The sequence below is a fragment of the Nocardia amamiensis NBRC 102102 genome (assembly GCF_001612745.1).
Classification (GTDB): Bacteria; Actinomycetota; Actinomycetes; order Mycobacteriales; family Mycobacteriaceae; genus Nocardia; species Nocardia amamiensis.
In genome coordinates, this window is the sequence record NZ_BDBA01000277.1 from 1 (window position 1) to 11,966 (window position 11,966).

Here is an 11,966-nt window from a genome sequence, read left to right on the forward strand (position 1 = left end):
ACGACAACGATCGTCAGCGGAGTCACGCTGGCGGAGATCAACGGTGCCAGCAGATGCGCGATCACGCTCATCGCCTGCAGTACACCCTCGCTGGCGAGAACCGACACCTCCCCGACGCGCCCGGCAGTGAACCAGCCGAGGGGCAAACGGGCCAGACGATCGCCGAAACGGTGATAGACACCGCGCAAGAGCGTGGTCCCGACGTGGAAACCGGACAGATCGCTGCGATAGCGCAGCGCCGCATAGCCCGCGACCGCCGCCCCGAACGCGATCAGCCAGGGCCAGGCGTCCGTGGGCGTGCTCCCGAACAATGCCCGCAACACCGGAACCAGCAGCGCATAGGACAAACCTTCGGCGACCGAGGTTGCCGTCATCAGGGCCACTGTGCGACGCACAGGCTGGGCGTACTCGTGTCCCAGCACGCGCAGCAGCATTCGAATCATCGGGACTCGTCTCCTTGCAGTGTCTCGTCGGCGAGGTGCGTGGATGCGCTCCGCTGACCCCTCCAGGGCCGGAGCTCACGCCGCAGTACGCCACCGAGGGTTTCGATCTCGTCGGTGAGCGCGGATCGGTGGGATTGCCAGAATTCGGCGAACTTTCCGCTCTGTGCCAGCAGTTCGGCAGGCTTGCCGCGCTCGACGATCGACCCGTTCTCCAGCATCACGACGGTGTCGGCGTCGGCGATCGTCTCCAGGCGATGGGCGATGACCAGGATCGTCCGATCGCCCTCCAGCGTCGCCAGCGCCCGGCGCACCGCGTGTTCGGTGTGCGGGTCGGCGAATGCGGTGGCCTCGTCGAGCACCAGAATGGGCGCGTCGGCGAGCAGAGCGCGCGCGATCGAAATCCGTTGCGACTCACCCCCGGACAGTTGGACGTCCGCACCGAGCACCGTGTCGTATCCGCGCGGCAGCTCGAGAATTCGGTCATGGATATTCGCCAGCTGGGCGGCGCGAACCACGTCGTCGCGGTCGGCATGCGGTACCGCCAGCGCGATATTGTCCGCGACCGACGCGCGCAGCAGCCGAACATCCTGGAAGACGAAGGAGACCATCCGGTACAGCTCCCGGCTGCCGAGCTCGCGCAGATCGACACCGCCCAGCAGGACCGCACCTTGGGTCGGGTCGAAGAACCGCGGCAACAGCTGCACCAGCGTGGACTTTCCGCTTCCCGACGGCCCCACGATCGCGGTGACCGTACCCGGCTCGAGCTCCAGGTCGATCCCGCGCAGCACCTCGTGATCGGCTTCGTAACCGAATCGCACATCACGCAGCTCCACCCGGTGCCCCTGTGCCGCGACCGGGTGCGCGGGTTCCGGAAGTGATTGCACGGCAAGAACTTCCCGGACCCGGTCGACCGCGCGGCGGGCGGCCTGCAGATCATCGAAGCCGTGGCCGAGCGCCGCGACCGGAGCGGTCAGTCCCAGTCCGAGCAGCAGGAACGGCAGTAGATCCGCCGGGGCCAGAGACCCGCTCGTGATCAGAACCGCGCCGCCGATCAGCACGACCAGCAGCACGAACGGCGGCGACAGCACCACCTGCATACCCGCGGCGATTCCGGCGAGTCCGTGCACCATGCGGAGGAAGGAGTCCGCGAAATCGTCTGCGGCCGTGCGGAATTTCCGGTGCGCGCGCTCGCCTGAGCCGAACGCCTTGACCACCGAGATTCCCTGCACGAACTCGACGGCCGCACCGGCGATCCGGCCCATCCCCGCATCGAACTCCTTCTGCTCGCGCAGCCGGGTCGGGGTCATCATCAAGGGGACCAATGCCACCGCCAGCGCCACCGGGATCAGCGTGATCAACGTGAGCCGCCAGTCGATGGTGAACAAGTAGATCAGCGATACCAGCGGCACCACGAAGGCGGCGACGAGGTCGCCGGGAGTGTGGGCGATGAATGGGTGTACGGCACCGACGTCCTTGCCGACGACCTTCGCCAGCTCGCCGGTGCTGCGCCGGGAGAACCAGCCGATCGGCACGCGCCCCAGCCGCGCGGCCAGTTGCCTGCGAAACGACAGTTGCACACGGCTGTCGAGCAGATGCCCGATTCCGGACGACGCGGCTGTGAACAGCAGCCGGACGAACAAACCGACCGCGCCCGTGAACACAACGATCCAGACATGCCCATGATCGATCGGACCGGGCGACAACAGGGTTCGCCCCAATTCGACAACCGCCAGCAGCGGGGCGAGCCCCGCGACAGCGCCGATGATCTGCAGGACGACAACGGCGGCGAAACCGCCCAGATAAGGGCGCAGCAACGCTGCCACGCTGTGTTCCGCCGAGGAATCGGCATCTGCTGGGGGTGATATGGATTGCTCCCTCGCCTCGGCGAGGTCGATGGTGGTCATCGTTCTCCTGTCTTGCTCTATCTCGTCGCGGCGACATCGCGGCCGGTCCGACGGTCGCGTGCGCCCGGCAATCAGCCAGGCGACGAGCCGGGTTGGTTGCGGTGACGACGGCGAGGGCAACCAGCGGTGCCATCGGGTCTCGTGTGGATCGAGACCTAATCTTGACGGTGGAAAGATTAGGTCTGTGCGCGCGAACTTGTCAATGTCTAGATTCTGGGACGGCTCGTATCTCCGGCCAGGGCGCGACGCAGTACGGCGGCGAGTTCGGCATTCTGCCGCTGGGACACCTCGGCGGACAGGATTGCCTGCGATCCGTGGAACGTGCCCGGCCACTGATGCAGCTCGACCGGCACTCCCGCATGCAGCAGACGCAATGCGTAGTCGATGTCTTCGTCGCGGTTCGGACAGAACTCCGCGGTGGCGATGTAGACGGGTGGCAGGCCGGACAGATCGGTGGCCCTGGCCGGGGCGGCGTACGGCGTGGCAGGCGTGGAGCCGAGATAGTGGCCCCACATTTGGGTGACTTTGTCGCGAGTCAGGAAGGGCGTATCGGTGAAATGCCGCGCCGACCATGTCTGCTGCCGGTCATCGAGGACGGGTTGGTTGAGCAGCTGGAAGCGGATCGGCGGCCCTTGCTGGTCACGCGCCCGCAACGCCACCGCGGCAGCGATCCCCGCGCCGGCACTGTGGCCTCCGATCGCGATCCGCGCCGGGTCGATGCCGAGCTCGGATGCGTGCTCGGCCGTCCAGATCAGCACGGCGTAAACGTCATCATGCGCGGCGGGGTAGGGGTGCTCAGGGGCCAAGCGATATTCCACCGAGATCACTGTCGCGCCGGAGGCGTTGGCGAGCAACGCGGCCCACGGATGTTCGGTATCCACATCACCCATGACGAACCCGCCGCCGTGCAGCCACACGATGGCGCCCCGCGCCGCGTGCGGTCGATAGATCCGTACCGGCACATCGGAATCGCCCGGCACCGTATGGTTTTCGATCTCCAGGTTCGTGGTGTCCGGTTCCGGTATCGCGGCGATCAACTTGGCGAGATTCTCGCGGGCGGTGATCGGGTCGCTCAGGTCGGCCGGAGGGAACAACGGGACGAATGCTTCGAGTTCGGGATCCATGATCATGCGGTCGATGGTCGCGCTCGCGAGGCATGCTCCGCTTCCGGCGACGGGAGTCGCTGTCTACGTGAATACGCGTACGAAGGGTGCGACCGGCTGCGTCGATCGTCGTAGCCGGTCAGTCGTCGAACGAACACCGGACAGACCGAAAGCTGCGATGAACGCGCTCATCACTACGTGGTGAAATCACTCAGCCCGGTCTGGTAGGCGATGACGACCAGCTGCGCACGGTCGCGCGCACCCAGTTTCACCATCGCGCGGCTGACATGCGTGCGCGCGGTGGCCGGACTGAGAAACAACGCGGCGCCGATCTCGTCATTGCTCATGCCCTGCCCCACCAGGGCCAGTACTTCGCGCTCACGGTCGGTCAGCACCGCGAGCCGGTCCTCGGCGGACTTGGCCGCCCTGCGCTGCGCGGTGAACTGGCTGATGAGGCGGCGGGTGATCCGGGGTGCGAGCAGCGCGTCACCGGCCGCGATCACCCGAATCGCGTGCAGGAGTTCGGCTGGGCCCGCGTCCTTGAGCAGGAACCCGCTCGCGCCCGCCTGCAGGGCATCGAAGACGTTCTCGTCGGTGTCGTAGGTGGTGAGGATGAGGACCTTGACCCGCTCCATCCCGTTGGCTTCGGCGATTTGGGCGGTGGCGCGTATCCCGTCCAGCCGTGGCATGCGGATGTCCATGAGGACGACGTCCGGGCGGGTGGCGCGGGCTATTTCGACTGCTTCCGCGCCCGTGGTGGCTTCACCGACCACCGTGATGTCGTCTTCCAGATCGAGCAGAACCTTGAAACCGGAACGCACCAGACGTTCGTCGTCGGCGAGCAGTACTTTGATCGGTGGCGTGGCGTTCACAAGCGCGACCCGACCGGGGCGAGGGGCAGGCGGGCAGTGACCTCGAACCCGCCATCGGGACGCGACGTCGCGTCGAGTTCACCACCGAGCAGCTGGCAGCGTTCGCGCATTCCGACGATTCCGCGGCCGGTCGTGGGCGAGCCGGCGGTGCGGGCCGGGATGTGCGCGGGGTCGCGGCGGCCCTGATCGATCACCCGTATCCGCAAGGCGTCGATGCCGGGTTCGAGCGCCACCGTCACCTGGGTCGGGCCGACGTGGCGGATCACGTTGGTGATCGATTCCTGCACGATGCGGTACGCGGCGCTGCCTACCGCGCTCGGTAGCGGCGTCACCGGGGAGGTCTGCTCGAAAGCGATGTCGAGCCCGGCATCGCGGGCCTTGCCGACGAGTTCGTCGATCTGGTCGAGACCGGGGTAGGGTTCGCGCTCGTCGCTATCGCGCAGCACACCGAGGATGGCCCGCATCTCGCGGAGTGCGCGCGAACTGGTCTGCTCGATGGTGCGCAAGGCTTCGCGGGCCTGTTCCGGTCGCTTGTCGAGCACGTGTGCGGTGACGCCGGACTGCACGTTGATGATGGCGATCGCGTGGGCGACGGTGTCGTGGACTTCGCGGGCGATCCGCAGCCGTTCGGCGTCGACGCGCGCCCTGGCTTCCTCGTCGCGGGACCGCTCCGCCAGTTCCGCCCGCTCTTCCGCATCGGCGGCGATGACCCGGCGGGATCGGACGGACTCACCGAGTATTGTGCTGATCACCGACGCGCCGATCCGGAAGAACACCCAGCCGATGGCCACGAGCGGTTCCACATCCGCTCCCGCGATGAGCCAGCCGACGGCGAGAACCGTGATGCCCGCACCAGCGATCATCAGCGATCGCCGCCCATCGCCGTAGGCGGCGAGGGTGTACAGGGCGACGAAGAGCGCGAGATAGGAAGCCCGGTCGGGGAAGTCGTGACCGAAATAGATCAGGCTGGCCACCGCCGTGACCACAAACACCAGCACAGGCGACCGGCGGCGCGCGGCGACGGCCACGCCACTCACGATCAGCAGCGCATATCCGAAGCCCGAGACCGGCGTCGGGACCGGCTCGAGCGGCACCGGAATGGCGGCACTCTGAACCTGGATCACGGTAACGAACAGCGCCAGCAGAGCATCCGGGAACCACGCGGGCCGACGCGCGAACCAGGCAGAAAGTCGCGCCGCCGCCCGTTGAACCATGCCGTGAGCGTACGGCACCCGCGAGTGCTCGCGCTCCTGCCCGGGCGCGCGATCGGCTACGACGACCGACGCAGCCGATCGGGATTCCGGTACGCGGATTCACGTAGACAGCGACTCCCGCTGCCGGAAGCCGAGTGTGCCTGGCCGCCGCGACGATTCACGGCATGAAAAAAGCCTTCACCGGCCTGGCGGCCGTGCTGCTGCTCGCCGTCATCGCCCAGTTCTATCTGGCCGCCAGCGGTGCGTTCGACACCGCGCCCGTCGAGGAATCCTTTCAGCCGCATCGCACGCTCGGATACGCGATCCTCGTGTTCGCGCTCGTGATCACGATCGCCGCCGCCGTCGCCAGGATGCCGGGACGGCTCATCGGGCTGGCAGGCCTGGCCGCCGGGTTGGTGATCGGCCAGTCGGTGATCCGGGAAGTCGCCAAATCGTTGGGTGACAGTTCGAGCAGCCATTTCGTCTTCGGCCTGCACGCGATCAACGGGCTGGCCATCATCGCCGTGATCGGGATGATTGTGCGGCAATCGCACAGGATTTCGCGGAAACCGGCCGAATCCGCGCGCACGACGTCATGACGACAGCCACCTGGATGGTCGTGGACCATGCCCTCGCATTGCTGAGCGTCGTCGCGTGGTTCGCGGCAGGCGTCACCATGGCGCTGCGACGCGCCGAGCCCGCCCTGGCTCTGCTGGCCATCGCACTGCTGGTGACATCGGCCAGGGCGGCGCCGGTGACGGTACTGGCCGGTCGCGGATGGTGGTTCGTCCAAGAGAAGGTGCTGCTCGGGCTGCCGATGCTCGCGGTGGCCGCGCCGGCCGCCGCGGTGCTGGCCGGACCCCGGCTGCTCGCGCAAGTCACCGATGACCGGCGGCCGGAAACCATCGATGTCGCAGGCGTCCTCGCGCTGCTCACCGCCGCTTACGCCGCGTTGGCAGGTTTCGTGGTGACCTTCCTCGTCGGATACCCCCTTACCGTCGGTATCGCGCTGATCACGATCGCGCTGGTGCTCGCGGGCGCGCTGCTGACCGCGCTGGTGCTCGCGACACCGAACCCGGTCGAGGAACCGAACGCCGATCCGGGCGGGCAGGAGGTTTCGCGCCGCCGCTTCCTCGGCGTTGCCGGTGGTGTGGCTGTGGTCGGTGCTGCCGGTGCCGGCGTCGGCCTGTCGGTGCGGCCTGCGGCGTCGGTGACCGACGGAGGTGGTCCTGGTCCGGCGTCACACGCGGCCGTATCGGTGACCGGCCTGCGGGGCGCCGACACACCGGCACCGGGCGGCGTCCGGCGCGAACACGTATTGGTTGCCCGGAAAGCTACCGTGCGCTTGGACTCCGGAGGCGAGATCGACGCGTGGACCTTCGGCGGCACGGTGCCCGGTCCGCCGATCACGGCCACCCAGGGCGATCTGATCGAGGTCGAACTGGTCAACCACGATATCGGTGACGGAGTGACCTTGCACTGGCACGGCTACGACGTGCCGTGCGGGGAGGACGGTGCGGCGGGCATCACCCAGGATGCGGTGGCACCCGGCGGTGCGTTCGTCTACCGGTTCCGCGCCGACCAAGTGGGAACCTACTGGTATCACACGCATTACGCGTCGCACATCGGCGTACGCCGCGGGCTCTACGGTCCCCTGGTCGTCAAACCCCGCGATGAATCCGACACGGAATCAGTGGATCTCACTCTGCTCGTGCACACCTTCGACGGCACCGCCACGATCGCGGGCGGCGGCGAACACATCGCACCGCCGGGCACCGCGGTACGGCTGCGGCTGATCAACACCGACTCCGACCCGCACATATTCGCGTTGGCGGGCACGTCGTTCCGGGTGGCTGCGGTCGACGGCCGCGACCTCGTGCAGCCCGGCGAGATCAGCCGGACCGGCCTGCGGCTGCCCGCAGGCGGGCGCTACGACCTCGTGTTCGTCATGCCGAGCACGTCCGTGGCACTGGTACTCGACGACCGCGCCGCCAGAGTGTGGTTGCGGCCCCAGGCCGGTGCCCTTGACGGCGAGCCCACCACGCAGCACACCGCGGATTGGCCTGAACTCGACTTGCTGACGTACGGAACCACGGTCCCTGTCCCGTTGCGCACCGACGCTGCCGACCGGCACTTCACCCTGGTTCTCGACCGCGGGATAGCTATGGTCGACGGATCACCGGCATACGCGCACACTGTCAACGGCCGCGGACACCCGTCGATCCCCGACCAACTCGTCGCTGACGGCGACATCGTCCGGTTCACGGTGGTCAACCGGAGCCGCGAGACCCACCCCTGGCATCTGCACGGCCATCCGGTGCTGATCCTGTCCAGAGACGGGACGCTGTCGTCGGGCAGCCCACTGTGGGTCGACACCTTCGACGTACGTCCCGGGCAGGTATGGGAGGTCGCGTTCCGAGCCTCGAATCCGGGCATCTGGATGAACCACTGCCACAACCTGTCCCACGCCCATCAGGGGATGATGCTGCAAATGCGCTACGACGGTGTCACCACCCCATTCGGCGGGATGCACGCCGGTCACAACCGCTGACGACACGAGCCCGGCGCTCTATCGATGACGCGAACCACCCGCCCGTCGAGTAGCCAACCGACACGTCGTGGCGGGGCCACTGCTCGCCGCGCACGCTCGAGCGCACCGTCGGCCCGCGACCAGGCACACTTGCGACGGTGCGGGCGTAAACTCGCCGAGATCATCAGGATGTCCGGAGCTCGGCAGTAGCGAACTTTCCCGCTGGCCAGCGAGGCTCGTGGCGAAATGCTCTCCGACGGAGGTGCGCAGGCTGTTGCGGTGTTCGTCGGGGCCATCACTCATCAGCGGTATCGAGGTATCCGGGCGTCCAGGTTCCTCGCGAGTACAGGCAGTGACTCCGGTCATATCGCGCGTCGTGCGGGCCGTCACGACCTGGCCGATTACCTGAACGTATGTAACTGCCATGGAAAGTGCGTACTTGTCGCGATTACTCCGACGCACAGAGACTCGGTTCGCAGTCTGGGATTGGAGTCGCAATGATCGAACAGGAACGAACCCCGGTAACCGTGCTCGGCACCGGTTCGATGGGCCGCGCGCTCGCTGAAGCCTTCCTCGCGGCAGGGCATCCGACCACCGTGTGGAACCGCAGCCCGCACCGGGCGGCACCATTGGTGGCCGCGGGCGCGAACCAGCAACTCGACATCGCCGATGCCATCGCCGCCAGCCCGATGATCATCGCGTGCATGACCACATTCCGAGCTACCCGCGACAGTCTGGCTTCGGTGGGAGTCGCGCTCAGCGGACGCACGCTCGTCACCCTCAATAGCGGAACACCCTCCGAAGCAAAAGAATTGGCGCAGTGGGCAGCCGACCAGAGGGCGCACTTCCTCGGCGGCGCGATCAAGAACGTGCCTTCGGCCGTGGGTAAGCCCGACACGTTGCTGTATTTCGGCGGCGAGCGGGCCGTCTTCGACGAGCACGCGGAAACGCTGCGGGTACTCGGCGGCGACCTCGTGCACCTGGGCGCCGAACCGGATCTGGCCGCTCTCTACGAATCCGCCGTCGGCGCCACGTTGCTGCCTGCGCTGCTCGGCTTCTTCGAAGGCGCGGCGATTCTGGCCGCGCGCGGTCTGCCGGCCCGCACGATGGTGCCCTATTCGGCCAAGTGGCTCCAGATGATCGAGTCGCTACTGCCGGTCATGGCGGAGGAGATCGATGCCAGGGACTACACCCGGCTCGGCTCTTCGATCGCACTGTTCCACACCGCGATCGCCGATGACGAGCAGCTCGGGACGGAGTCGGGCGTCGACATGTCCTGGCACGCGCCGATGCACGACCTGCTGCGCCGAGCGGTAGCCGAGGGCCGGGGTGAGCAGAGCATCACAGCACTGATCGAGCTGCTCGCAAATCCGGCCACACAGCGTTGACACTCTGGGCCACAACCATCGACGAACCCACGGACGCGCCCCGCTGCGAGGAGCGCTCTCCGGCTGGTTCGACGCACCTCTGAAAACGGCAGTGCAGCATGGATCTGCTCTCGTGACGCGAATGCGTTGGCGGATTACCGCTAATCGGCTTGACGGATGGCATATTGAGATGTCATTATCAATACGGGAAGGCGCCAGAAATCAGGTGTCTATTTGTTTGCGTCCTCGACATTTAGCGCGTTCGGGTGTAATTTGGGACTTCGCGCCGGGGCGCGTGCTGTCCAACTCTCGAAATACGAAATGACGGTAGAAAGTGGCACTCTCGGCGTGTCCGCTTTCTACCGGTTGTCGTCGAGTCATGTTCGGGCGGCCTCCGGCACGGTGCACAATGTGAAATACCGCCCACAGGACAAACAGATACCGTGCCGACCGCGCGAACGTGCGGGCGGTGCGAGGTGCTGGAAGGACGCATCTTGGCAGTCTCTAGTCAGACCGAGGTCAGTGCCGGAATACCTGTCGACAGCGGAGTCTCCGGAGCGCCGAAGCGGGTCTCGTTCGCCAAACTCCGTGAGCCCCTCGATGTTCCGGATTTGCTAGAGGTCCAGGCCGATTCTTTCGAATGGCTGATCGGTGCGCCTGCCTGGCGCGAACGGGCAGCGGCGCGCGGCGACGCACTCGCGAGTGGATTGGCGGAGGTGCTCGAGGAGGTCAGCCCGATCGAGGACTTCGCCGCAACGATGTCGTTGACGCTATCCGATCCCCGGTTCGAGGAGGTCAAGGCCTCGATCGACGAGTGCAAAGACAAGGACATGACCTACGCGGCTCCGCTGTTCGTCACGGCGGAGTTCATCAACAACAACACCGGTGAGATCAAGAGCCAGACGGTCTTCATGGGTGACTTCCCGATGATGACCGACAAGGGCACGTTCATCATCAACGGCACCGAGCGCGTGGTCGTCTCGCAGTTGGTCCGTTCGCCCGGTGTCTACTTCGACGAGTCGGTCGACAAATCCACCGACAAGACGCTGTACAGCGTGCGGGTCATCCCGTCGCGCGGCGCATGGCTGGAGTTCGACATCGACAAGCGCGACACCGTCGGCGTTCGCATCGACCGCAAGCGTCGCCAGCCGGTCACGGTGCTGCTCAAGGCGCTCGGCTGGACCGGCGCGCAGATCACCGAGCGGTTCGGTTTCTCCGAGGTCATGATGACGTCGCTGGAGAAGGACAACACACCGGGCGCCGATGAGGCGCTACTCGATATCCATCGCAAGCTGCGCCCGGGTGAGCCGCCGACGAAGGAGTCGGCGCAGACCCTGCTGGAGAACCTGTTCTTCAAGGAGAAGCGCTACGACCTGTCGCGCGTGGGCCGCTACAAGATCGACAAGAAACTCGGCCTCCGTACCGGCGAAGGGCGCTCACGGGTGCTCACCGAGCAAGACATCGTCACGATCATCGAATACCTGCTGCGGCTGCGCGCCGGTGATCCGGTGGTGACCGCGCCAGGCGGCATCGAGGTTCGGGTCGAGGTCGACGACATCGACCATTTCGGTAATCGCCGGCTGCGCACCGTTGGTGAGTTGATCCAGAACCAGTTCCGGGTGGGCCTCTCCCGCATGGAGCGCGTGGTGCGCGAGCGGATGACGACTCAGGACGTCGAGGCGATCACGCCGCAGACCCTGATGAATATCCGCCCGGTCGTCGCGGGGATCAGGGAGTTCTTCGGAACCTCGCAGAGTTCGCAGTTCCTGGATGAGCGGAATCCGCTCGCGAGTCTGACGCAGAAACGCCGCCTTTCGGCGCTGGGCCCAGGTGGTCTGACCCGGGAGCGTGCCGGTCTCGAAGTCCGCGACGTGCATTACAGTCATTACGGCCGGATGTGCCCGATCGAGACCCCGGAAGGGCCGAATATCGGGCTGATCGGTTATCTGTCGGTGTATGCGCGGGTCAATCCGTTCGGCTTCATCGAGACGCCGTACCGAAGAGTGATCGACGGGACGGTGACCGACGAGGTGCACTACCTGTCCGCCGACCAGGAAGACCTGCATGTCGTGGCGCAGGCGAATGAGCCGCTCGATGCCGAGGGACGCTTCGTTGCCGCGCGAATCGCGGTGCGCCGCAAGAATTCCGAGGTCGAGCTCGTTGATTCCGCCGAGGTCGGTTACATGGATGTCTCGCCGCGTCAGATGGTGTCGGTGGCGACCGCGATGATTCCGTTCCTCGAGCACGACGACGCCAACCGCGCCCTGATGGGTGCGAACATGCAAAAGCAGGCGGTGCCGCTGATCCGCTCCGAGGCGCCGATCGTCGGAACGGGCATGGAGAGGCGCGCCGCGATCGATGCCGGAGACGTCGTGATCAACGACAAGCCCGGTGTGGTCGAGGAAGTCTCCGCCGACTACATCACCGTCATGCACGACGACGGGACCCGCAGGTCGTATCGACTGCGCAAGTTCGCTCGTACGAACCAGGGCACTTGCTCGAATCAGCGTCCGATCGTGGATGAGGGTCAGCGGGTGGAGCAGGGCCAGGTTTT

8 protein-coding genes and 1 pseudogene are annotated in these 11,966 nt (G+C 66.3%); 4 read left to right on the forward strand and 5 right to left on the reverse strand.

Annotated elements, in window-relative coordinates; translation table 11 throughout:
* The 5 genes and pseudogenes from NA4_RS34955 to NA4_RS34975 form a co-directional block, all read right to left on the reverse strand.
* Nucleotides 1-434 (reverse strand): annotated as a pseudogene (locus tag NA4_RS34955) (ABC transporter ATP-binding protein); the annotation flags it as partial.
* A 5-nt stretch (nt 435-439) separates the two neighbouring features.
* Nucleotides 440-2,347: an ABC transporter ATP-binding protein gene (locus tag NA4_RS43410; RefSeq protein ID WP_084497731.1), complete on the reverse strand. Its 1,908-nt coding sequence runs from the start codon at nt 2,345-2,347 to the stop codon at nt 440-442.
* Nucleotides 2,348-2,553: 206 nt separating this feature from the next.
* Entirely contained in the window at nt 2,554-3,477 is a 924-nt protein-coding gene (locus NA4_RS34965) for an alpha/beta hydrolase (protein WP_245671730.1), read from the reverse strand.
* Nucleotides 3,478-3,644: 167 nt separating this feature from the next.
* Nucleotides 3,645-4,322 (reverse strand): response regulator transcription factor, encoded by a 678-nt coding sequence (locus tag NA4_RS34970; RefSeq protein WP_067479815.1) that lies wholly within the window; start codon nt 4,320-4,322, stop codon nt 3,645-3,647.
* A complete protein-coding gene (locus NA4_RS34975; RefSeq protein WP_067479824.1) occupies nt 4,319-5,536 on the reverse strand; it encodes a sensor histidine kinase in 1,218 nt (405 codons plus the stop codon). The genes NA4_RS34970 and NA4_RS34975 overlap by 4 nt, the downstream gene beginning before the upstream one ends.
* A gap of 164 nt (nt 5,537-5,700) precedes the next feature.
* Between NA4_RS34975 and NA4_RS34980 the strand changes: the two genes are divergently transcribed.
* From NA4_RS34980 to rpoB, 4 genes are all read left to right on the forward strand, one after another.
* Entirely contained in the window at nt 5,701-6,114 is a 414-nt protein-coding gene (locus NA4_RS34980; RefSeq protein WP_067479826.1) for a DUF6220 domain-containing protein, read from the forward strand.
* Complete coding sequence (locus tag NA4_RS34985) at nt 6,111-8,066, forward strand: multicopper oxidase family protein (RefSeq protein WP_067479818.1); 1,956 nt, start codon at nt 6,111-6,113, stop codon at nt 8,064-8,066. The genes NA4_RS34980 and NA4_RS34985 overlap by 4 nt, the downstream gene beginning before the upstream one ends.
* Before the next feature lie 476 nt (nt 8,067-8,542).
* Nucleotides 8,543-9,433 carry an NAD(P)-dependent oxidoreductase gene (locus NA4_RS34990; protein ID WP_067479820.1) on the forward strand — a complete coding sequence of 297 codons (891 nt, stop codon included), beginning with the start codon at nt 8,543-8,545 and terminating at the stop codon, nt 9,431-9,433.
* 455 nt (nt 9,434-9,888) lie between these two features.
* A partial coding sequence (gene rpoB / locus NA4_RS34995; RefSeq protein ID WP_084497732.1) for a DNA-directed RNA polymerase subunit beta occupies nt 9,889-11,966 on the forward strand: 2,078 nt, incomplete at its 3' end.

What these genes read in the sequence shown, in the direction of transcription:
- NA4_RS43410 (WP_084497731.1), bottom strand. Translation starts at nt 2,347, where the DNA reads ATGACCACCATCGACCTCGCCGAGGCGAGGGAGCAATCCATATCACCC.
- NA4_RS34965 (WP_245671730.1), bottom strand. Translation starts at nt 3,477, where the DNA reads ATGATCATGGATCCCGAACTCGAAGCATTCGTCCCGTTGTTCCCTCCG.
- NA4_RS34975 (WP_067479824.1), bottom strand. Translation starts at nt 5,536, where the DNA reads ATGGTTCAACGGGCGGCGGCGCGACTTTCTGCCTGGTTCGCGCGTCGG.
- NA4_RS34980 (WP_067479826.1), top strand. Translation starts at nt 5,701, where the DNA reads ATGAAAAAAGCCTTCACCGGCCTGGCGGCCGTGCTGCTGCTCGCCGTC.
- NA4_RS34985 (WP_067479818.1), top strand. Translation starts at nt 6,111, where the DNA reads ATGACGACAGCCACCTGGATGGTCGTGGACCATGCCCTCGCATTGCTG.
- NA4_RS34990 (WP_067479820.1), top strand. Translation starts at nt 8,543, where the DNA reads ATGATCGAACAGGAACGAACCCCGGTAACCGTGCTCGGCACCGGTTCG.